General features: G+C 61.5%; 21 protein-coding genes. 9 read left to right on the top strand and 12 right to left on the bottom strand.

Annotated features, from left to right (window positions below):
- The first annotated feature begins 46 nt into the window (after positions 1-46).
- The 5 genes from HP556_RS26525 to HP556_RS26505 all read left to right on the top strand — a co-directional run bounded on the left by HP556_RS26525 (position 47) and on the right by HP556_RS26505 (position 5,892).
- Positions 47-1,234: an extracellular catalytic domain type 1 short-chain-length polyhydroxyalkanoate depolymerase gene (locus HP556_RS26525; protein WP_175369178.1), complete on the top strand. Its 1,188-nt coding sequence runs from the start codon at positions 47-49 to the stop codon at positions 1,232-1,234.
- 100 nt (positions 1,235-1,334) lie between these two features.
- Positions 1,335-3,824, top strand: coding sequence for a hybrid sensor histidine kinase/response regulator (locus tag HP556_RS26520; protein ID WP_175369177.1), 2,490 nt, complete (start codon positions 1,335-1,337; stop codon positions 3,822-3,824).
- 193 nt (positions 3,825-4,017) lie between these two features.
- Positions 4,018-4,437, top strand: coding sequence for a DUF1236 domain-containing protein (locus tag HP556_RS26515; RefSeq protein ID WP_068730422.1), 420 nt, complete (start codon positions 4,018-4,020; stop codon positions 4,435-4,437).
- Positions 4,438-4,603: 166 nt separating this feature from the next.
- Entirely contained in the window at positions 4,604-5,575 is a 972-nt protein-coding gene (locus HP556_RS26510; RefSeq protein WP_244628345.1) for an acyl-CoA desaturase, read from the top strand.
- A gap of 65 nt (positions 5,576-5,640) precedes the next feature.
- A complete protein-coding gene (locus HP556_RS26505) occupies positions 5,641-5,892 on the top strand; it encodes a hypothetical protein (RefSeq protein ID WP_093757625.1) in 252 nt (83 codons plus the stop codon).
- 5 nt (positions 5,893-5,897) lie between these two features.
- On the opposite strand, the gene HP556_RS26500 is transcribed toward HP556_RS26505, so the two are convergent.
- The 3 genes from HP556_RS26500 to HP556_RS26490 all read right to left on the bottom strand — a co-directional run bounded on the left by HP556_RS26500 (position 5,898) and on the right by HP556_RS26490 (position 8,272).
- Positions 5,898-6,224: a hypothetical protein gene (locus HP556_RS26500; RefSeq protein WP_089263487.1), complete on the bottom strand. Its 327-nt coding sequence runs from the start codon at positions 6,222-6,224 to the stop codon at positions 5,898-5,900.
- A gap of 7 nt (positions 6,225-6,231) precedes the next feature.
- Positions 6,232-6,900: an MBL fold metallo-hydrolase gene (locus HP556_RS26495; protein WP_175369176.1), complete on the bottom strand. Its 669-nt coding sequence runs from the start codon at positions 6,898-6,900 to the stop codon at positions 6,232-6,234.
- A 247-nt stretch (positions 6,901-7,147) separates the two neighbouring features.
- Positions 7,148-8,272 (bottom strand): vWA domain-containing protein, encoded by a 1,125-nt coding sequence (locus HP556_RS26490; RefSeq protein ID WP_175369175.1) that lies wholly within the window; start codon positions 8,270-8,272, stop codon positions 7,148-7,150.
- A gap of 148 nt (positions 8,273-8,420) precedes the next feature.
- Between HP556_RS26490 and HP556_RS26485 the strand changes: the two genes are divergently transcribed.
- On the top strand, positions 8,421-8,915 hold the full coding sequence (locus HP556_RS26485; protein WP_175369174.1) for an MmcB family DNA repair protein: 495 nt from the start codon (positions 8,421-8,423) through the stop codon (positions 8,913-8,915).
- A gap of 14 nt (positions 8,916-8,929) precedes the next feature.
- On the opposite strand, the gene HP556_RS26480 is transcribed toward HP556_RS26485, so the two are convergent.
- Complete coding sequence (locus HP556_RS26480; RefSeq protein ID WP_089263491.1) at positions 8,930-9,484, bottom strand: ActR/PrrA/RegA family redox response regulator transcription factor; 555 nt, start codon at positions 9,482-9,484, stop codon at positions 8,930-8,932.
- A 214-nt stretch (positions 9,485-9,698) separates the two neighbouring features.
- Here HP556_RS26480 and HP556_RS26475 point away from each other — a divergent pair, with 214 nt between their 5' ends.
- Complete coding sequence (locus HP556_RS26475) at positions 9,699-10,964, top strand: MFS transporter (protein ID WP_175369173.1); 1,266 nt, start codon at positions 9,699-9,701, stop codon at positions 10,962-10,964.
- A 95-nt stretch (positions 10,965-11,059) separates the two neighbouring features.
- On the opposite strand, the gene HP556_RS26470 is transcribed toward HP556_RS26475, so the two are convergent.
- Positions 11,060-11,557: a VOC family protein gene (locus tag HP556_RS26470; RefSeq protein ID WP_175369172.1), complete on the bottom strand. Its 498-nt coding sequence runs from the start codon at positions 11,555-11,557 to the stop codon at positions 11,060-11,062.
- A 143-nt stretch (positions 11,558-11,700) separates the two neighbouring features.
- Positions 11,701-12,246, bottom strand: a complete 546-nt coding sequence (locus HP556_RS26465; RefSeq protein WP_068729735.1) for a carboxymuconolactone decarboxylase family protein — start codon at positions 12,244-12,246, stop codon at positions 11,701-11,703.
- Between the two features lie 172 nt (positions 12,247-12,418).
- On the opposite strand from HP556_RS26465, the gene HP556_RS26460 reads away from it, so the two are divergent.
- Positions 12,419-13,603, top strand: coding sequence for an acyl-CoA dehydrogenase family protein (locus tag HP556_RS26460; protein WP_175369171.1), 1,185 nt, complete (start codon positions 12,419-12,421; stop codon positions 13,601-13,603).
- A gap of 147 nt (positions 13,604-13,750) precedes the next feature.
- Positions 13,751-14,887, top strand: coding sequence for an acyl-CoA dehydrogenase family protein (locus tag HP556_RS26455; protein ID WP_175369170.1), 1,137 nt, complete (start codon positions 13,751-13,753; stop codon positions 14,885-14,887).
- Between the two features lie 265 nt (positions 14,888-15,152).
- Here the strand turns inward: HP556_RS26455 and HP556_RS26450 are convergent, their stop codons facing one another.
- The 6 genes from HP556_RS26450 to HP556_RS26425 form a co-directional block, all read right to left on the bottom strand.
- The gene (locus tag HP556_RS26450; protein ID WP_086936948.1) at positions 15,153-16,193 is read right to left on the bottom strand and encodes an amino acid ABC transporter substrate-binding protein; all 1,041 of its coding nucleotides are present in this window, start codon (positions 16,191-16,193) and stop codon (positions 15,153-15,155) included.
- Between the two features lie 82 nt (positions 16,194-16,275).
- Positions 16,276-16,878 carry a L,D-transpeptidase gene (locus tag HP556_RS26445; RefSeq protein WP_089263709.1) on the bottom strand — a complete coding sequence of 201 codons (603 nt, stop codon included), beginning with the start codon at positions 16,876-16,878 and terminating at the stop codon, positions 16,276-16,278.
- Between the two features lie 159 nt (positions 16,879-17,037).
- The gene (locus HP556_RS26440; RefSeq protein ID WP_175369169.1) at positions 17,038-17,187 is read right to left on the bottom strand and encodes a DUF2474 domain-containing protein; all 150 of its coding nucleotides are present in this window, start codon (positions 17,185-17,187) and stop codon (positions 17,038-17,040) included.
- Positions 17,187-18,188, bottom strand: a complete 1,002-nt coding sequence (gene cydB / locus HP556_RS26435) for a cytochrome d ubiquinol oxidase subunit II (protein ID WP_175369168.1) — start codon at positions 18,186-18,188, stop codon at positions 17,187-17,189. Before cydB ends, HP556_RS26440 begins: the two co-directional genes overlap by 1 nt.
- Entirely contained in the window at positions 18,185-19,594 is a 1,410-nt protein-coding gene (locus tag HP556_RS26430) for a cytochrome ubiquinol oxidase subunit I (RefSeq protein ID WP_175369167.1), read from the bottom strand. The genes cydB and HP556_RS26430 overlap by 4 nt, the downstream gene beginning before the upstream one ends.
- A gap of 343 nt (positions 19,595-19,937) precedes the next feature.
- Positions 19,938-20,549 carry a sigma-70 family RNA polymerase sigma factor gene (locus HP556_RS26425; RefSeq protein WP_093757615.1) on the bottom strand — a complete coding sequence of 204 codons (612 nt, stop codon included), beginning with the start codon at positions 20,547-20,549 and terminating at the stop codon, positions 19,938-19,940.
- Positions 20,550-20,635: the final 86 nt, after the last annotated feature.

Here is a 20,635-nt window from a genome sequence, read left to right as displayed (position 1 = left end):
TATGTCGTCGGTACTGTTGTATAAGCCTGACGACCTAGGAGCTGCCGTGTCTCTTGCCGATAATATCGATTTCCTCCGCAATCTCCCGAAACCGCCCGGAATCAATACGTTGCAGGGGTTGGCGCGGGGCCGTGCGTCGGCAGGTTTGAGTCCGATCAGCGAATCAACGGGTTTCGGCAGCAATCCCGGCGACCTCCGTATGTTCAGTTACGTGCCCGCCACGCTGGCAGCAAATCCGGCATTGGTCGTCGTGCTGCACGGATGCACCCAGAACGCTGCGGGCTATGACAACGGCACCGGCTGGTCTGCTCTCGCCGAGCGCTATGGTTTCGCGCTGCTGATGCCCGAGCAGAAGTCATCCAATAATGGCAACACCTGTTTCAACTGGTTCAATGCCGATGACATCGCGCGCGATAGCGGCGAAGCGCTCTCGATCCGAGAGATGATCGAGCAGATGGCCGTGGACTACGATGTGGACCGCAAGCGTATCTTCGTTACGGGTCTGTCGGCCGGCGGCGCGATGACCTCGGTGATGCTCGCAACCTATCCTGACGTGTTTGCGGCCGGCGCCATCATTGCGGGCCTGCCTTACGGTATCGCCACCACCATGCAGGAAGCGCTGAGCGGTATGTATCGCGCGGCGCCGCGTGCCGCGAACGATCTCGGCAACCTCGTGCGCAAGGCATCGCCGCATACCGGTGAGTGGCCGAAAGTGTCCGTCTGGCATGGTAGTGCCGATCGCACCGTCAATCCGGCCAATGCCGGCGAGATCGTCAAGCAATGGCTCGACCTTCACGGCCTGCCGCCGGCGCCGATGTCGGCGGTGGATGTCGACGGCTATCCGCGTGAGGTGTGGTGGAACAAGGACGGTGAAACCGTCGTGGAATCCTTCACGATCACCGACATGGCGCATGGCACGCCGCTGGCGATTGCCGGACAGGACGAGCCCTATGGTGCCGCCGGTGCCTTCCTCCTCGAAGCCGGCATCTCATCCTCCTATCATATCGCGCAGTTCTTCGGCCTTACCCGGCAGCTTGCACCGCGCAATGTCGAAGCTGCAGCCGTGGAACCCGCCGCGCCGGCGGATGCTGTTGTCTCATTGGTGACGCAAAAGCCGCGCACGTCAGGCGATCGAGGTGGCGCGCGCCGCGATCCCGCAGGACGGCGGTCTATCGATATCAACGGTGCCATTACCCGTGCCCTCACGGCCGCCGGTCTCATCAAGTCACCCTGACAAGTAACAGGGCGTGATCGGCGCCGATTTGCGCCACGTCTGACAGGGCGCTAAGTTCTCAAGATACGTTAGACTGGTCTTGCGTACCGATTGCCCGCGCATGTTGGATGCCCATCGACCGAATTCGCCCGACTTTCTCGCCGGTGGAGGCGAGATGGGCGCGTTGATGCGCGCTTACGATTGGGCATCGCATCCGATCGGAGCACCGGACACCTGGCCGCAGAGTCTGCGCACCGCGATCCGGATCGTTCTGAATACCAACCACCCGATGTTCATCTGGTGGGGACCGGACCTCATCCAGTTCTATAATGACGCCTATGCGCTGACCATGGATGCACAACAGCATCACGCAGGGCTGGGCGCGCGTGGCCGTGAATTCTGGCACGAGATCTGGCCCATCATCGGTCCGCAGATCGCGCAGGTGATGAGTGGCGGCGGTGCCACCTGGCACGAAAACCAGCTGATTCCCATGACGCGCAATGGCAGGCTCGAACACAGCTATTGGACCTACAGCTACAGTCCGCTCGATCTGGATGACGGCGTCGGCGGTGTGCTGGTGGTTTGCCGCGATGTTACCCGGGATCATGAAGCGACCATTGTCTTGCGCGAGCGAGAAGCAGAGCTCGCGCGTGTGCAGCAGATCGGCCAGATCGGTGGTCTCGAAGTCGATCTGCGTACCGGCTTCCGCAATCGTCGATCGCCCGAATATCTGATCGTTCATGGTTTGCCGCCGGAAGCGGCCAACGAGTCGCACGAAGATTGGGTGCGTCGCATCCACCCTGAGGATCGCGAGGCGACGGAGCAGAAGTTTCGCGACGCGGTGAAAAGCGGCGTGCGCGACTACACTGTGCAGTATCGCATCATTCGCCCGAGCGATGGCCAGACCCGCTGGATTTCAGTGCGATCCTATATCGAACGCGACGATGCGGGAAAGCCGCTGCGGCTGGTCGGTGCGCATACCGACGTCACCGATCAGGTGCTGGCCGAGCAGGCGCTGCGCAAGAGCGAGGATGAGGCGCGTCAGCTCGCGGCAAAACTAGCAGACCTCAATGAGACGCTGGAGCAGCGCGTGCGCGACAAGACGCGTGAGCGCGATCGGATCTGGAGCGTGTCGCAGGATCTCCTGATGGTCTCCGACCATGATGGCGTCTGGCGCACCGTCAATCCGGCCTGGACGCGCACGCTCGGCTGGAGCGAGGCCGAGCTGCTCAACAAGACCTCGCGCTGGCTCGAGCATCCCGAGGATCAGGCCAGGACGATGGCCGAGGTCGACAAGCTTGCCGCCGGCGAACCGACGATCCGCTTCGAGAATCGCCTTCGCCACAAGGATAGCTCCTATCGCTGGCTGTCCTGGACGGCGGTGCCGGATCAGAACCAGATCTATTGTGTGGCGCGCGATGTCACCGCCGAGAAGGCTGCCGCCGAGCGCCTTAAAAATACTGAAGAGGCGCTGCGGCAGTCGCAGAAGATGGAGGCTGTCGGTCAGCTCACCGGCGGCATCGCGCATGACTTCAACAACCTGCTCACCGGCATCGTCGGCTCGCTCGACCTGATGCAGACACGGCTCGGTCAGGGTCGCACCGACAATATCGCGCGCTATATCGACGCTGCGATGACCTCGGCCAATCGTGCGGCTGCGCTGACGCACCGATTGCTGGCCTTCGCGCGGCGGCAACCGCTGATTCCGAAAAGTGTCGATGCCAATGGGCTGATCGTCTCGCTGGAGGATCTGTTGCGCCGGACCATTGGCGAGACGCTGGATCTCGATATCGTGGCGGCGCCCGATTTGTGGTGCACGCTGTGCGATCCGAACCAGTTGGAGAGCGCGTTGCTCAATCTGGCGATCAATGCGCGGGACGCGATGCCTGATGGTGGGCACCTGAAGATCGCGACACAGAATGTGCGCGTCGATGCCATCAATGCCAATGCGCCGGCTCTGACGCCCGGCGACTATATCTGCATCAGCGTCAGCGACAGCGGAACCGGCATGAGCCCGGAGGTCGTGGCGCGCGCCTTCGATCCGTTCTTCACGACAAAGCCGATCGGGCAGGGCACGGGCCTCGGCCTATCGATGATCTACGGCTTCGCGCGTCAATCCAACGGACATGTCAGCATCGACAGCAGGCTCGATATCGGGACGACCGTGAAACTGTATCTGCCGCGCCATGAGGGAGACGCTGCCGCACAGGATGCGGCCCCGCTGAAGGGCGATCAGCATGTGGCCGCAGGCGAAACCCTGCTGGTGGTCGAGGATGAGCCGGTGGTGCGCTCTGTCATCGTCGATATGTTGAAGGACGAAGGCTATCGCGTGCTTGAGGCAGTTGATGGTCCGTCGGGCTTGCGGGTCCTGCGCGAGACACCGAATATCGATCTGCTGGTCACCGATATCGGGCTGCCCGGCATGAACGGCCGTCAGCTTGCCGATCAAGCGCGCGAGGCGCGGCCGGACTTGAAGATCCTGTTCATCACCGGTTATTCCGAAAGCGTCGTTATGGCGAAAGGCTTTCTGCTGCCTGGGATGGAGATGATCACCAAGCCGTTCGACCTCGATCATTTCCTGCGACGCATCCGCGCGATGGTCACGAGCTAAAGCGTTTTCAAGCGAAGTGGATACCGGTTCGCGTCTAGAAAACGCGTCAGAATAAAAGGCGTAGCCCTCCGGTTCCATATCTCTCCAGATATTTCAGCCTCGGTGCGCAGGTTAACAGTTCAATCGCCGGAACCATTGTGCGGCCGCGAGCTTGTATCGGCGCAATACCGATCAATCAAAACTGGAGATCATCATGATCCGCCGTCTTCTTGGAACCGCTGCCATCGTCGCCATGATGGCTCTTCCCGCCGTTGCTCAGGCTCAGGGTGTCCCCGGAGGCATTGAGCGTGGTGCGCGCGATGGCGAGCGCGCAGCTGGTCCTGTGGGCGCTATCGTAGGCGGCACCATCGGTGGTGTCGTCGGCGGCGTAGCCGGCGTGCTCGGTGTCGACGATCGTCCGCGGTTCCGCAGCTATGTCGTGGAACAGCGTCGCCCATCCTACACCTATAGCAACGAAGTTCGTGTCGGTGCCGTGCTGCCTGAGAGCGGCGTGACCTATTACGAGGTTCCGGCAGAATACAATTCCGCCCGTGAATACCGCTACACCGTGGTCAATGGTCGCACGGTTCTCGTCGAGCCGCGCACCCATCGCATCGTGGAAGTGATCGATTAAGCCGATCAATAAATGACTTTTCGAACGGGCCGCCTTCAGGCGGCCCGTTTTGTTCCATCTATGGCCTGCGGCGTATCTGTAGTCAGCGCCGATGTTCTCGCGTAGAGAAGTGCCGGGGAATCACACGAGCACCACGCGGCGATCAATCGCCCGGATGCGGAGAACGATGGCCACCAGCAATCGCGATCAGATCGCCCCTGCCATCGCACTGGACATTCCCCTTGCCGATCGTACCGAGACAGGTCTCGCTTTGCCGGACGGCGTGCAGCCCTATCGCATCGACTGGCTCAACACGCTCACCATCGCCACCTTTCACGCACTCGCACTACTCGCGCTGATGCCGATGTTCTTCAACTGGACAGCGGTGATTGTGGCGGTCATCGCAGCGCGGTTGTTCGGCCTCATCGGCATCAATATCGGTTATCACCGGTTGCTGACGCATCGTGGTTTCAAGTGTCCGAAATGGCTGGAGCACGCTTTCGTTGTCGTGGCGATCTGCTGCGCCGAGGATACGCCGGCGCGCTGGGTTGCCATCCATCGCCGTCATCACGAGAAGTCCGACGAGCAGCCGGACCCACACAGCCCGCTTGCCAGCTTCTTCTGGGGCCATATGGGCTGGCTGCTGGTGAAGAACCCGGACCTGTCCCGCCTCGGCATCTATGAACGATATGCCAAGGACGTCCTGCGCGATCCGTTCTATGTCGCGCTGGAGCGCAATCTCTGGCAGCTGAAGATCCTGCTCATCCAGATCAACGTCTTCTTCTTTGCGGGCCTGGCCGGCAAACTGCTGTGGGGCGGCTCATGGGCCGAGGCCGTGCAGTTCGCTTTGAGCATCGTCATCTGGGCGGTCTTCGTGCGAACCGTCTTCGTCTGGCATCAGACCTGGGCGGTCAACTCGGTCACCCACATCTGGGGCTATCGCAACTACGCGACCGATGAGGACAGCCGCAATAATCTGTTCATTGGCTACCTCGCCCATGGCGAGGGCTGGCATAACAACCATCACGCCGATCAGCGCTCCGCGCGCCATGGCCATCGCTGGTGGGAGTTCGATACCACCTATCTGACGATCCGCCTGCTGGAGAAGCTCGGCCTGGTATCGGATATCGTCGAGCCGCGGCATACGACCAAGAGGTAAGGCCTGCCAAGCTCGAGCATGCCACACGAGATGCAACTTTTCGTCACAATTCGCGTTACTACACCATGATGACGAAGCCCGATATCTGGTACGTGGCGTTTGGCCCCGACAAATCCGTGAAGTCCGATACTCGTGCGACAAACGGTGTGCGTACGACCAGGACCTTCAAATCCGAAATCGATGCAAAACTGTTCGCCCGGGAAATCCTGGCCAAAGGCTGGACCGCTACAGCCGGCACACTCAATCCATATCAACCCAAGCGCACCATTGCGGCATCGCAGATCGAAGACTGGGCCGATCCCGCTCGAGCCGACTAATCTGGCTAGATGACTTCGTAGGCGAAAAACAGAATGATTACCGTGATCGCGACGAGGCCTCCCAGAAAGCACTGATCGGCAATCGACTCGCAGCGCTCGCTGAGTTGGCGGTTTTGCGACTTCCGCATCGATGTGTAGGACGCGACCGCGCTGGCGAGGAAGAACAGCGAGGCGATGGCCGAATATTCATCGACCCGGCTGGGGCCGATCTGCGGCTCCATGATCTTGACCAGTCCTATCAGCGTCGCGCAGACGCCGATCATCGTTCCGGAGCTCGGCAGGATGTGCTTGGAAAGCGCTCCTTGCTCCCCGGAAGCCCTGTCGTCGCTCATGGCGGGATCAGGCCTGACCAGTGAGGAACGGGTTGGTCATGCGCTCCTGGCCGATGCTGGAGCCGGGGCCATGACCGCAGATGAAGCCGACATCGTCGCCAAGCGGCAGCAGCTTGGTCGTGATCGAATTGATCAATGTCTCATGGCTGCCGCCGGGGAAATCGGTCCGCCCGATGGAGCCTGCGAACAGCACGTCGCCGACATGGGCGAATTTCATCGCCTTGCTGTAATATACGACGCTGCCGGGCGAATGACCGGGGCAGTGCAATACGTCGAAGGTCAGACCGCCGACGCTGACGGTGTCGCCTTCATTGAGCCAGCGGTCAGGCATGAAGTTGCGGGTGCCCGTCATGCCGTATTTTGCGCCGCTGTCCTCGACGTGTTCGAGCAGGAACGTATCGGCGACATGCGGGCCGATGATTTCGACCTTCAGCGTTTCGCGCAGCTCGTCGGCACCGCCGACATGGTCGATATGGCCATGGGTGAGCCAAATCTGTTCGACCTTCACATTGGCCTTGGCAATGGCGTCCAGGATCAGCGGTACGTCGCCGCCGGGATCGATCACCACGGCCTGCCGCGTGGTCTCATCCCACAGCAACATGCAGTTCTGCTGAAACAGGGTCACCGGAATGATGGTGCCGCCGGCCTGGGCTTTATGTTCGGTTTCATCTGTCATCGCGCCACAATGCTGATTTTTGCGGGCGAGAAAAGAGGAATTTGGGCGGTTTCTTCTTCCCCTCTCCCCGGGGGCGCAGCGCAGCCGCGACTGGTGGGAGAGGGTGGATCGAACTGCGAAGCAGTTCGAGACGGGAGAGGGGGCGCTCGCTCAAGGCCCTCTCCCGCCTTCGCTTCGCTCAGGCACCCTCTCCCACGGCGCGCAGCTTCGCTGCGCTGGGAGAGAGGGGAGGAAGGACGACCGCGTTCTACTTCTTCAACTGCACCTTCAGCGTCGCCTCCACCTCGCGGTCGAAGGACGACGCCTTGGCCGGCGCCTTGTCGCGCTGGGTCATGAGGTATGCATCGCGCTTGGCCACCAGCGCGGTCAGCTTGTCGTTCAGCGCCTTGCGATCTTTCATTTGCTTGCCGAGTTCATCGGCGCGCTGCTGTGGCGACAATTTGCGAATGGCCTCGGGCAATTCATCCTCCTTCACGCTGTCGAGTTTCTGCTTGCCGGCGGACACGTCGCTGACGAGGTCGCCGCCGCCGGTGACGGCTTCCGACGACACTTTCGCGCGCTTGTTGATGTAGCTTGCCATATCCGTTGCCGAGGCGGGCGCCGCCGCTGCGACTTCCGAGAGCTGTCGTGTCTTGTTCTCGGTGTGCTTCTGCAGTGCGCGGGGGCCGTAAGGGATCACCGTCTTGTTGATGTCGTTCTGCAGGATGATGATCTCTTCGTCATAGGGCGTCTCGATGATGACGATCTGGCCGCCATCCTGCGGGATTGCGATGAAACGGCCGTCGCCGCGCTGGGCAACGTCGCGCCAGACCTTCTCCGTATCGCGGGCAGCGCCTGCCAGAACAGCGTTGACGATGATGTCCTTCTGCTTCGCGACTTCGAGCGTGGTCGTGTATTTCGTGTCTTGCTGATAATCCATATGCGGCGGTGCGTCGCCGACCAGGAAGACGATACGCCTGACATCGTTACCCTTGGTCCATTGCAGCTTGTTGACGGCGACATCGAGCGCCTCGTTGACGCTTTCCGGCCAGTCGCCGCCACCCTGCGCCCGGACCTGAAGCAGGTTGCCATAGAGATCCTGGATGTCGGTGGTGAGGTCGAAGGTCTTGGTCACGTAGTCGTCGCCGATGTCGCGATAGGCGACGAGGCCCATGCGGATGTCGGCGTCGGGATTGCTGTCGAGGATTGTGGTTGCGATCGACCAGATCTTGCGCTTGGCGCCTTCGATCAGCCCGCTCATGGAACCGGTTGTGTCGAGCACGAAGGCGACTTCGACGGTCGGCTTTGCCTGCGCGGAACCGGCGAAAATCGCTTGCGGCAAAGTTGCGGCAGCGGCGATCAGGATGACGCGGCCGATATGGGCTAAGCTCATGGGATATCTCCGTAATCCGGGCTGCAGCGATGGCTTTCGGCGCATGTCGTCGCTTGCGGAAATCCTGTGGTCGGCTTACGACGTTCATGCGGCCTTCCGGCGGGAGACGTGATGTGCGGCCCCGCCGAAATCGGCTAAGTTTGTCGCCATGGAATCGAACGCCGTTCACACGCCCGCGCTGATTTTCGATCGTCGTCAGTCGGAGACGGCACTGGCGATTGCGCGCGGAACCACAAGGTTGCTGCGGTCGCTGGGATTCTCATGCGTCAGCGAACTATCATTGCCGTCCGGGCGGCGGGCGGACCTGGTCGCGCTGAACGAGCGCGGGGATGTCTGGATCGTCGAGATCAAATCGTCATTGGAGGATTTGCGGGCTGATCAGAAATGGCCCGAGTATCGCGCGCATTGCGACCGGCTGTTCTTCGCCTTCACGCAGGATCTGCCCTGCGAGATTTTTCCCGCTGACACAGGCCTGATCGTGGCGGATGCCTATGGCGCGCATGTTCATTGCGATGCACCGGAGCACCGGCTGCCGGCGCCGACGCGCAAGGGCATGATGCTCCGCTTCGCGATGACCGCGGCGCACAGACTGAACAGGCTGCACGACCCTCAAGGTCATGCAGCCTGGCCAAACGAAATCTAGCTTTTAAAGAAGGCTTAGCGCGGCGCGCGCTTGGCGAGAATGCGCTGCAGCGTACGGCGATGCATGTTCAGACGACGTGCGGTTTCCGAGACGTTGCGGTTGCACATCTCATAGATGCGCTGGATGTGCTCCCAGCGCACGCGGTCGGCCGACATCGGGTTGTTCGGCAGTTCGGACTTGTCATTGTCGATCGCAAGCAGCGCTGCAACGACGTCGTCGGCATCGGCCGGCTTCGACAGATAGTCGACAGCACCCATCTTCACCGCCGTCACGGCGGTGGCGATGTTGCCATAGCCGGTGAGTACGATGGCGCGCGCATCGGGACGCTGTTGCTTCAGCGCCGACACGACATCGAGGCCGTTGCCGTCACCGAGACGAAGATCGACTACGGCAAAAGCGGGCGCCGATTTGCTGATCTGGGCGAGACCTTCGGAAACGGAGTCGCAGGATGTGACCGTGAAGCCCCGCGTTTCCATCGCACGCGAAAGACGCTCCAGAAACGGCTTGTCGTCCTCCACGATCAGGAGCGAGCGGTCGGTCTGTTCAGTCACTTCGGCAAGCGCATTCACGGTTCAAAATCCTCCATATCCAATACGATACCATATGGCGCTGCCGAATGCAGCTGCCAAGGGTGTGAAGATTTGAATGGCTTGATTGTGAAGTTAATCCAAAAGCGTTTTGGTCCGTAAAACGGGTGGTTAATTCTAATCACGGTGGTACATCAGCGCGGCGTGTTGTCGCAGAGCAGCATGATGGACGAAACGTAATGAAAGCAGATCCGGAATGGACGCGACTCCGACTGGGCCGAAGAAGCCCGAGGTAAATGACGAGACATCCGCTCGTTACGACGGCTGGCGTATCGTCGGTGTTTGTTTCCTGCTCGCGACATTCGGCTGGGCGCTCGGCTTCTATGGCCAGAGCGTCTATCTCGCGGAACTTCAGCGCGTGCATGGCTGGCCGGCCTCGACCATCGCAACGGCCACGACCTTCTTCTATCTCGTCGGCGCATTGCTGGTCGCATTCGTAAGCGAAGCGATGCGCGCGCTCGGGCCGCGTAACTGTTTGCTGGCCGGTGTCGGCGTAATGGCTTTCGCCACCATCCTGCTCGGACAGATCACGTCGCCCTGGCAACTTTATGCGGTGAATGTGCTGCTCGCCTTCGGGTGGGCCGGCACCAGCCTTGGCGCCATCACCAACACGCTTGGTCTGTGGTTCGACAAGAAGCGCGGCATGGCCATCAGCCTTGCGCTGAATGGCGCGAGTTTCGGCGGCATCGTCGGCGTGCCTCTGATGGTGACGGCGAGCAATGCATTCGGCTTTGGCGGCGCGACTATCGCAGCAGCGATCGCGATGCTTGTGCTGCTCGTCCCGGTGATCATCATCTTCGTCGGCCATCCGCCGCATCGCGCAGCACCCGCCACACCGGACGGTGTTGCCGCTGCGGCTAGCGCGCCATCGTCGACACGGATTCGCGCGGAGGCGATGCGCGACGTGGCGTTCCTGACGCTCACCATTGCTTTTGCGTTCGGATTATTTGCGCAGGTCGGCTTCATCGTTCACCTGATCTCGTTTCTCGATCCGGTGATCGGCCGCGAGCGCGCGGCAGCCGCGGTATCGCTGCTGACGCTGATGGCGGTGGTTGGCCGCGTGCTGTTCTCGACAGTGATAGATCGGCTCAATCAGCGACTGGCATCGGCGCTATCGTTTCTCAGCCAGGCAACGGCGCTTGCGATAATTATCAATTCGCGCAACGAAGCGCTGGTGTTCTTCGCCTGCGCGTTGTTCGGCTTTTCGGTTGGAAATCTGATCACGCTGCCAGCGCTGATCGTGCAGCGCGAATTTGCCGCACGCTCGTTCGGGGTGCTGGTCAGCCTGATCACGGCGGCGACGCAGGTCACTTACGCTTTCGGTCCGGGCATCGTCGGCTGGCTGCGCGATCTTTCGGGCAGTTACGCCGTGCCGTTTTATGTCTGCATGGCGTTGCAGGTGGCCGCAGCAGTATTGATAATGGTGCGGGGGCGGAAGAGCAAAGCTCTAACCGCATGGTGAGGAGGCGCGTAGCGCCGTCTCGAACCATGAGCTGCTTGGCACATCCTTCGAGACGCCGCGCGAAGGGGCGCGGCTCCTCAGGATGAGGACTGAGTTTATGTCTGCCGCTGCTTCAGCAGCTCCTCAACATCCAGCCGCTTGGTAAACATCGCGATGCCGCCATCGCCATTCCGTGGCCAGTCTGCCTCCGGGCGATCCCAATACAGTTCGACGCCGTTCTGGTCGGGGTCGCGCAGATACAGCGCTTCGCTGACGCCGTGGTCGCTGGCGCCGTCAAGCTGTATGCGGGCCGAGAGCACGCGGTGCAGCGCGTCGGCCAATGCGGCGCGGGTGGGATACAGGATCGCGGTATGGAAAAGACCTGTCGTGCCGGGCGCAGGCGGCTGGCCGCCTTTGCTCTCCCAGGTGTTGAGGCCGATGTGGTGATGGTAATTGCCGGCGGCGATGAAGACAGCCTGATCGCCATAGCGTTGCTTGACCTGAAAGCCGAGGACGTCGCGGTAAAAGCCAAGCGCGCGATCAAGATCGGCAACCTTCAGGTGAACATGCCCGATCCGTGTGCCTGCGGGGATCGGCGTGGTGGGGTCGGGCATGTCGAAGCTCCTGAATGGTGTGACGCTCAGGACGATCTAGTCACGCGATCGCAGGATCGGTAGAGCACCTTCGCGAAACCCATCGTTTCCGAGAATTGGATTGATGGGTTTCGCCGCGCTTTACTCATCCCAAGGAACGTCGGCTATGCAAGCTCGGACACCAGCCCGTCCGGCAGGCCGAACTCGTAGGTGTTCAGCGTCATCGAGACCATGGTGTAGTAGCCGCACAGCCCGATGATCTCGACGAGGCCCTGTGCGCCCAAGGTCTCGGTGGCTTCGTCATAGAGCGGCTTGGACAGGCCCTGCGCCTCGTGCAGCGACTTGGCGACGTCATAGATCACCCGCGCTTTCTTCTCGCTGAAACTCGGCGTGCGACGGTTCTTGATATCTTCGATGATGGCGGGATCGAGGCCGCCGTCGAGTGCCATCTTCTTGTGCGCATACCATTCGAAATGCGCGGTCCAGTGCCGCGCGGTGACGAGGATCGCCAGTTCGGCATGCGCGGGTGTTAGCGTGGTGTCGTAGCGCAGAAACGCGCCGAGGCGGGTCGCGTGCCGGGCCATGTTCGGGCTGGCGAGCCAGGCCATCATAGGCTCCGGTGGGCGTCCGCGCTTGCTGGCGATCGACTCGTCATAGATGGACTTTTGGTCGGGAGACATTTCGCCAGGCGAAAGCCACTTGAGACGCATGTTGTTTCCTCGTGTGTTTTTGCTCGTTGTCCTTTGGCGATACACCGGAATGGCGAGCCTGACTACTTCCGCTTTGCAGCAGGCCATTGAATTCCACGAAGTGGCGAGTAAGCTTCGCCCAACAACATTGCGGATGCTCGGCATCCCGCGCACAAAATGGATGGAAACGCTGATGTCGGATCTCGATCAATTTCGCAGCGAGACGCGCGCCTGGCTTGAGGCCAATTGCCCGCCGGAGATGCGGAGGCCGATGGGTTCGGATGAGGATACGTTCTGGGGCGGTCGCAATGCGAAGTACTCATCCGAGCCGCAGCGGGTCTGGTTCGAACGGATGCGCGACAAGGGCTGGACCGTGCCGCATTGGCCAAAGGAATATGGCGGCGGCGGCCTCGACGGCGAACAGACGAAGATCCTGCGCCAGGAAATGGCTGCGATCTCGGCCCGTCTGCCGCTGGTGTCGTTCGGCATTTCGATGCTTGGGCCGGCGCTGCTGAAATATGGCACCGACGCCCAAAAGCAGGAGCATCTGCCGAAGATCGCCGCAGGCCTGATCCGCTGGTGCCAGGGCTATTCCGAACCCAATGCCGGCTCCGATCTCGCCTCGCTGCAGACGCGCGCCGAGAGCGACGGCGATGATTATCTCATCACCGGCCAGAAGATCTGGACGTCCTACGCGAATTACGCCGACTGGATATTCTGCCTGGTGCGCACGGACGCATCCGGCAAGAAGCATGACGGCATCTCCTTCATCCTGTTCGACATGACGTCGAAGGGCGTCTCGACCAAGCCGATCCTGCTGATCTCCGGCAAGTCGCCATTCTGCGAGACCTTCTTCGACAATGTTCGCGTGCCGAAGTCGCATGTGCTCGGCACCGTCGATCGCGGCTGGGACGTGGCGAAATATCTGCTGCAGCATGAGCGCGCGATGATCTCCGGCATGGGCGAGCGCGGCGCCGGCCGACCGCTTGGCCAGGTCGCTGCCGACTCCATCGGCGCTGATGCGCAGGGCCGTCTCGATGAAGCGATGCTACGCGGACAGATAGCAAGTTTCGAAGTCGACGAGGCCGCATTGGCCTGTGCGGCAGAGCGCGCGGTCGATCTGGCGAAAGCCGGTCAGGCGCATCCGGCGTTTTCGTCGGCGATGAAATATTACGGCACCGAACTCAACAAGCGCCGCCATGAAATCCTGATGTCATCGGGCGGCATCGATGCGCTGGAATGGGAAAGCCAGCGCTCGCATGAAGGCGCACGTCCGCGGGCGTGGCTGCGTACCAAGGCGAATTCGATCGAAGGCGGCACCAGCGAGGTGATGCTGGGGATCGTTGCCAAACGCATTCTGGATTTACCGGGGGCGTAACACGCCGGCCCCTCCACCGTCATTGCGAGCGCAGCGAAGCAATCCAGTTCTTCCTTCCTTTGTTGTTTCTGGATTGCCGCGTCGCTTCGCTCCTCGCAATGACGAGCAACTACCACCTCAGCTCTCATCAAATTTCGGATCACACCCATGCCTCTCCTCCTCAACGAAGAACAGACCATGCTGCGCGACAGTGCCCGCGGCTTTATCGGCGACAAGGCGCCGGTCAGCCATTTCCGGCAGCTCCGCGATAGCAAGGATGCGACCGGGTTCTCGCGCGACTACTGGCGCGCGTTTTCCGAGATGGGATTTGCCGGATTGCTGGTGCCGGACGCGTTCGGCGGCAGCGGGCTCGGCGCCGTCGAAGCCGGCGTCGTGATGGAAGAGATCGGCCGCACGCTGATGCCGTCGCCATTCTTCTCCACGGCTGTGCTGGGCGTCTCGGCGCTGAATCGGGGCAGCGACGCGCAGAAGTCGGAATACCTGACAAAAATCGCCAATGGCGCGCTGCTGGCGGCGCTGGCCATCGACGAAGGCGCGAAGCATCGTCCGCTGCAAACGGCGATGAAGGCCGCGCGCTCCGGCAATGGCTTCAAGCTGAACGGCGCGAAGGCCTTTGTCGTCGATGGCCACACCGCCGATCTCCTGATCGTCGCGGCGCGCAGCGCAGGTGCGCCGGGTGAGCGCGACGGCCTCACGCTGTTTCTGGTCGATCCGAAGGCCAAGGGTATCGCGCTCGAGCGCACCGCGATGGTGGATTCGCACAATGCAGCGCGGATCACGTTCGACAATGTCGAGGTTACCGCCGACAGCGTGCTCGGCGATGTCGATCAGGGCGGGGCATTGCTGGATGGCGTGCTGAATATCGGCCGCGGCGCCGTCGCGGCGGAGATGGTCGGGCTGTCAGACGAAGTGTTCGGCCGCACCGTGACCTATCTCAAGGAGCGCAAGCAGTTCGGCAAGCTGATCGGTGAATTCCAGGCCCTTCAACATCGCGCCGCGCATCTCTATACCGAGATCGAAGTCACGCGTGCGGCCGTGCTGAAGGCACTGCAGCTGATCGATGACGGCGCACCGACGGCGCCGGCCGCGATTGCCGTCGCCAAGGCCAAGGCCGGCACCACGGCGACGCTGGCTGTGCAGGAAGGCGTGCAGATGCATGGCGGCATGGGCATGACCGACCAGTTCGATATCGGCTTCTTCATGAAGCGCGCGCGGGTCTGCCAGGAATTGCTGGGGGACAGTAATTATCACGCGGACCAACTGGCGCGGCTGAAGAATTATTGAGGCGGGCGCTCTTAACCTCTCCCCGCGCTTTGCGGGGAGAGGTCGCCGCGTCTTCGCGGCGGGTGAGGGGCATGGCAGGCGCGCGCCTTATAGGCAGTTCATCGGATCGCTCCGATGATGGGCGCCGAAGCTTCCCGTGGAATTCTTTGCTTCGAGAGTGTGAGATTGGCGCTGGCCCTGTGCCATGCCCCTCACCCGCCCCGGCGTCGCTGCGCTCTGCCGGGTCGACCTCTCTCCGCGCAAGATGCGGGGAGAGGTTAAGTACCTACCTGATCGGCGGGGCGTACTGAATGCCGCCGGCGCTCCAGATCTGGTTCAACCCGCGCGGAATCTTCAGCTTCGAGCCTTCGCCGATATTGCGGTCATAGACTTCGCCGTAATTGCCGACATGGCGGATGATGCGGGCAGCCCAGTCCTTGGAGAGGCTGAGGTCTTCGCCATAGGCGCCTTCGGTGCCGACCAGACGCATCACGTCGGGCTTCTTGGACTTCAGGGCTTCGTCGATGTTCTTCGAGGTGATGCCAAGCTCCTCGGCATTGATCATGGCGTAGAGCGTCCACTTCACGATCATCATCCAGTCGTCGTCACGCTGGCGCACCACGGGGGCCAGCGGCTCCTTGGAGATGACGTCGGGCAGGATCAGATGATCGTCAGGCTTGCTCATGGTCAGGCGCAGCGCATAGAGCTGCGAGGCGTCCGCCGTAAAAGTGTCGCACTGGCCGGAATTATAGGCCTTGAGGACTTCGTCGAGCTTCGGAAACTTCACTTCGGTGTATTTGATGTTGTTGCTGCGGAAGTAGTCGGCGAGATTCAGCACGGTCGTGGTGCCGTCCTGGACGCAGACCTTGCTGCCATCGAGTTCCAGCGCGGAATCGATCTTGCGGGACTTCGGCACCATGAAGCCCTGGCCGTCATAATAGGATACGGCCGGGAAATAGAGATCGTAATTGGTTTCGCGCGACATGCTCCAGGTGGAGTTGCGCGACAGGATGTCGACCTTGCGGCTCTGCAGCTCCTTGAAGCGATCGGAGGCGTCGAGCGGGACGAAGGTCACCTTCTTCGGATCGTTGAAGATCGCGGCGGCAACGGCGCGGCAGAAGTCAACGTCGAAGCCGGTCCAGGTGCCCTGCGCATCCGGCGACGAGAAGCCGGGCAGGCCAGTGTTCACGCCGCACAATACGGCGTCGCGCTTGACAGTGCGCTTCAGCGTCTTGGTGTCGTAGCGCTCATAGGTGATCGCAGCCGCAGCCACTGCAGTGGCAACCACCAGGCCGATGGCCAGCCCGGTCGTGAAAGTCCGCTTCATCCCCATGCGAAGTCCGCCCCGTCGTCAGAGAAAAATATGTCAGAGAAAAACTGGATCGAAGAGCTGCGCGGCGAGGCGCAGATCAGATTTCAGGCTTCTGCCGCACGATGACCTTGGTGCCCACCGGAATCCGCTCATAGAGGTCGGCGACATCCGCATTGACCAGCCGGAAACAGCCGGACGATACAGCGGTGCCGATGGTGTCGGGCCGGTTGGTGCCGTGGATGCGATAGACGGTGGCGCCGAGATAGAGCGCGCGGGCGCCGAGCGGATTGCCGGGGCCGCCCGCCATGAAGCGAGGAAGGTAAGGCTGGCGCGCGATCATTTCCGGCGGCGGCGTCCAGTCCGGCCACTCCGCCTTGCGCGAGATTTTCAGGAGGCCCTGCCACTGGAAGCCGTCGCGGCCGACGCCGATGCCGTATCGCAGCGCGCGACCATTGCCCTGCACCACATAGAGATGGCGCTCGGAGGTGGCGATGATGATGGTGCCCGGCGCCTCGGTGGTGCGGTACAGCACCATCTGCTTCTGGAACTCCGGTTCAAGCTGAACGGAGTCGTCGGCAATCAGCCCGGGCTCGTCGCCGACATCCGGACGCGGTTGCTGGGCGAGGCCTTGCGTGATCGACAACATCAGGCTGGCTGCGGCGACGAGTTGAAAGCCAAGCAGGCGGCGGATGTTGATCATCGCAGGCATCTCCGGTTTCGCGTCGATATTCTGTATCATCCCAGCCAAATCACGGGAACCATGAAATCAGCGGGCATGGCGACGGTCCGCGCGCGGACATCGTGAGTCGCCGGCATATTTGCCGTCCGCGGGTGACGATTTGATTAAAGGTCACCGCGTCTATTTCGGTGCGATCCACAGTCGCAGCACGTAGCTGACGAGGGTCACACTGGCGACGCCGCCCAGCCACAGCGCAACAAACCACAACAGGCGCTGTATCAGCGGGCGCTTGCCCAAAGAGCCGGGCTTTTGCTGCGACGCAGGTGTCATCAGTGATAGCCCGCGCCGGCGCGAACCTTGCCACGAAACACGTAATAGGCCCAGGCGGTGTAGCCGAGGATGATGGGAACCAGCACGGCGACGCCGTAGCTCATGAAATGCAGGCTGTTGTCGGGCGACGCGGCCTGCCAGATGGTGATGCTGCGCGGCACGATATAGGGCCACATGCTGATGCCCAATCCGGCATAGGACAGTGCGAACAGCGCCAGCGACAGGAAGAACGGCCGGTAATCCTGTTTGGCCGCGAGGCTTCGCATCAAGAGCGCTGTGATGGCAGCAACCGCAATCGGCACCGGCGCCGTCAGGATGATGTTGGGCCAGGCGAACCAGCGCCTTGCATATTCGGCATCCAGAAATGGCGTCGCGATGCTGACGAGACCGATGGCGGCGAGCATGGCGAATAGCAGCCACCAACTCAGACGATAGGCCTGATCGCGCAATGTGCCTTCGGTCTTCAACACCAGCCAGGTTGCGCCGAGCAGACCGTAGCCGGCCATCAGTGCGAGTCCGGTCAGGACGCTGAACGGTGTCAGCCAGTCCCACCAGCCGCCGCCATAGTGGCGACCATTGACAACGATGCCTTGTAGGATAGCGCCAAGCGCCACGCCCTGCGCCAGCGTGGCCATCAGCGAGCCGCCGGCAAAGGCAATGTCCCACAGATTGCGCTCGCGCGTGGTGCGCCAGCGGAATTCGAAGGCGACGCCGCGAAACACCAGCCCCAGCAGCATCACGATCATCGGCGTATAGAGCGCCGGCATCAGCACCGCATAGGCCAGCGGAAACGCCGCCATCAGCCCGCCGCCGCCGAGCACCAGCCAGGTCTCGTTGCCGTCCCAGACCGGAGCGACCGAGTTCATCATGACGTCACGGTCTTCCTTCTTCGGGAAGAGTGGAAACAGCATGCCGAGGCCGAGATCGAAGCCGTCCATCACGACATAGACGAACACGGCAAAGGCGATGATGAAGGCCCAGACGACCGCGATATCGATCATGATGTGCGCCCCGATGCGGTTGCGCCCACAGCCGGGGTAATGCCCGCCGCGCGACTCGGGACGTTGCCGGCCGGGCCTTGCTCATCATGATGTGGCGGCACGGCCATGAGCCGGAGCAGATAGATCGTGCCGGCGGCGAAGACCAGGAAATAGACGATGGCAAAGGCGATCAGCGACGACGCAACGGCTGGCGCCGCCAGCGGCGAGACCGAGTCGCTGGTGCGCAGCAGGCCGAACACCGTGAACGGTTGCCGCCCCGTTTCGGTGGTGACCCAGCCGGCCAGCACGGCGATGAATCCGGCCGGTCCCATCGCCAGCGCAAAGCTGTGAAGCAAACGCGACTCATAGAACTTGCCGCGGAAGCGCATGTAGAGGCTCAGCAGTCCCAGTCCCAGCATCAGGAAGCCGATGCCGACCATGATGCGGAACGACCAGAACGTCACCGGCACCGGCGGCCAGTTTTCGCGCGGAACAGTATCGAGCCCGGCCATCGGCGCATTGAGGTCGTGCTTCAGGATCAGTGATCCGAGCTTGGGTATCTCGATGGCGTAGTTCACTTTGCCTTCGGCCTGGCTCGGGAGACCGAACAGGATCAGCGGCGCGCCATGGGGATGGCTCTCGAAATGGCCTTCCATGGCCATGATCTTGGTTGGCTGGTGCTCAAGCGTGTTGAGGCCGTGCTGATCGCCGGCAAGAATCTGCAGTGGTGCGACCAGTGTCGCCATCCACATCGCCATGGAGAACATCACGCGTGGGCCGGGCAGGCGCGTATCCTTGAGCAGATGCCAAGCACCGACCGCGCCCACAACGAAAGCCGTGGTGAGATAGGCCGCCAGCACCATATGCACGAGACGATACGGGAAGGACGGATTAAAAATCACCTTCCACCAGTCGGCGGCAACGAACTGGCCGGCAGCGTTGATAGTGTAGCCGGTCGGCGTCTGCATCCAGGAATTAGCCGAGAGAATCCAGAACGCCGAAAACAACGTGCCGATCGCGACCATCAGCGTAGCGAAGAAATGCAGCCTTGGACCGACGCGGTTGAGGCCAAACAGCATGACGCCGAGAAAACCAGCCTCAAGGAAGAAGGCGGTGAGGACTTCATAGGCCATCAGCGGGCCGATGATCGGTCCTGCCTTGTCGGAGAAGGCCGACCAATTGGTGCCGAACTGGTAGGACATCACGATGCCTGAGACCACGCCCATACCGAAGGCAACGGCGAAGATCTTGAGCCAGTAATTGAACAGGTTGAGGAAGACGTCGCGCCCGGTCCACAACCAGAGCGCTTCGAGCACGGCGAGATAGCTCGCTAGCCCGATGGAGAACGCGGGAAAGATGATGTGAAATGACATCGTGAACGCAAATTGCGCTCGGGCCAGTATGACAGGGTCAAAGCCTTCGAACATCTGCATTCGTCCATGTGTAGTCTGGACGTGTTCTATCATGCGGAGCGCGCGGGCGAAACTGCGCGAGGTCTTTGTTAGTTGGTCGCCCGGATTCGGCAACGTCTTGAAAAGGCTGTCCATCTGCCCACATTGGCGTTCGCCGTTGGACTCGTAGACAATTTGTCCAATTTTGTCAGATGTATTGCGCAGGTCGATGCGGAAGTTCGTGCGTCCGCCGACGATGACAAAGCCGTAGCTCCAAACAGAATACGACCCGGAGGGGGGCATCCCGTCCGGGTCGCTGGAGGTGGGGAGGTTTACGCGAACTGACGTCTGGAACGTTGGAGCAAAAGGAACGGGCAGATTACGCTGCGATACTGTCGATGCCGGCGGTCTTCAGGAGATCGGCGAGCTGCTTGCGGGCGTAGAACATGCGGGTCTTCACCGTCGACGCGGGAATGCCGATCAGGCCGGCGACCTCTTCCACTGACTTCTCATGATAGTAGACGAGGTTGACGATCTCGCGATGCGCCGGCGACAGCTTGGCGACACAGGCGCGAAGAATGGCGCTGGTGCGGCTGCGATCGAGCGATGCCTCAGGTGTATCGGCCTGGTCGGCGATTTCCATGACATCGTCCTGGTCGATGTCTTCATATTTACGCTGGCGTAGCGCGGTCAGTGCCTTGAAGCGTGCGATCGACAACAGCCAGGTGGAGACCTGCGAGCGGCCTTCGAACTGGCTGGCGGTCCGCCACACGTCGAGGAATACCTGACTGACCAGATCTTCCGCCGCCGACGTGTCGCGCAGCATGCGGAGAACGAAGCGATAGACCCGCACATTGTGTCGGGCATAAAGCGTGTGCATCGCTGTGCGGTCGCCGCTGGCGATATTCTCCAGCAGCATCTCATCCGAGGTGGCGCGGGCCGTAATGATACCCTGCTGACCGGCGGCATTGAGGGCGATGACGTTCTGCATGACTAACTCCCGTAAGAGACCGCGTTGCGGCTTCGTTGGGAGGATTGTTAAGGAGCCCCGGTTTCAGGGCGTCTGCTTCAAAAGCG

The organism is Tardiphaga robiniae, assembly GCF_013359755.1.
Taxonomy (GTDB): Bacteria; Pseudomonadota; Alphaproteobacteria; order Rhizobiales; family Xanthobacteraceae; genus Tardiphaga; species Tardiphaga robiniae.
Note: the sequence above shows the minus strand (reverse complement) of the source record. Positions and strands in the feature narration are given on the sequence as shown.

Bases quoted from the DNA above. Each gene is read 5' to 3' on its own strand.
- HP556_RS26515 (WP_068730422.1), top strand. From the start codon at position 4,018: ATGATCCGCCGTCTTCTTGGAACCGCTGCCATCGTCGCCATGATGGCT.
- HP556_RS26430 (WP_175369167.1), bottom strand. From the start codon at position 19,594: ATGTTCGAAGGCTTTGACCCTGTCATACTGGCCCGAGCGCAATTTGCG.
- HP556_RS26470 (WP_175369172.1), bottom strand. From the start codon at position 11,557: ATGCCCGACCCCACCACGCCGATCCCCGCAGGCACACGGATCGGGCAT.
- HP556_RS26440 (WP_175369169.1), bottom strand. From the start codon at position 17,187: ATGACACCTGCGTCGCAGCAAAAGCCCGGCTCTTTGGGCAAGCGCCCG.
- HP556_RS26460 (WP_175369171.1), top strand. From the start codon at position 12,419: ATGTCGGATCTCGATCAATTTCGCAGCGAGACGCGCGCCTGGCTTGAG.
- HP556_RS26520 (WP_175369177.1), top strand. From the start codon at position 1,335: ATGTTGGATGCCCATCGACCGAATTCGCCCGACTTTCTCGCCGGTGGA.
- HP556_RS26445 (WP_089263709.1), bottom strand. From the start codon at position 16,878: ATGATCAACATCCGCCGCCTGCTTGGCTTTCAACTCGTCGCCGCAGCC.
- HP556_RS26485 (WP_175369174.1), top strand. From the start codon at position 8,421: ATGGAATCGAACGCCGTTCACACGCCCGCGCTGATTTTCGATCGTCGT.
- HP556_RS26465 (WP_068729735.1), bottom strand. From the start codon at position 12,246: ATGCGTCTCAAGTGGCTTTCGCCTGGCGAAATGTCTCCCGACCAAAAG.
- HP556_RS26425 (WP_093757615.1), bottom strand. From the start codon at position 20,549: ATGCAGAACGTCATCGCCCTCAATGCCGCCGGTCAGCAGGGTATCATT.
- HP556_RS26475 (WP_175369173.1), top strand. From the start codon at position 9,699: ATGGACGCGACTCCGACTGGGCCGAAGAAGCCCGAGGTAAATGACGAG.
- HP556_RS26500 (WP_089263487.1), bottom strand. From the start codon at position 6,224: ATGAGCGACGACAGGGCTTCCGGGGAGCAAGGAGCGCTTTCCAAGCAC.
- HP556_RS26450 (WP_086936948.1), bottom strand. From the start codon at position 16,193: ATGAAGCGGACTTTCACGACCGGGCTGGCCATCGGCCTGGTGGTTGCC.
- HP556_RS26505 (WP_093757625.1), top strand. From the start codon at position 5,641: ATGATGACGAAGCCCGATATCTGGTACGTGGCGTTTGGCCCCGACAAA.
- HP556_RS26495 (WP_175369176.1), bottom strand. From the start codon at position 6,900: ATGACAGATGAAACCGAACATAAAGCCCAGGCCGGCGGCACCATCATT.
- HP556_RS26510 (WP_244628345.1), top strand. From the start codon at position 4,604: ATGGCCACCAGCAATCGCGATCAGATCGCCCCTGCCATCGCACTGGAC.
- cydB (WP_175369168.1), bottom strand. From the start codon at position 18,188: ATGATCGATATCGCGGTCGTCTGGGCCTTCATCATCGCCTTTGCCGTG.
- HP556_RS26490 (WP_175369175.1), bottom strand. From the start codon at position 8,272: ATGAGCTTAGCCCATATCGGCCGCGTCATCCTGATCGCCGCTGCCGCA.
- HP556_RS26455 (WP_175369170.1), top strand. From the start codon at position 13,751: ATGCCTCTCCTCCTCAACGAAGAACAGACCATGCTGCGCGACAGTGCC.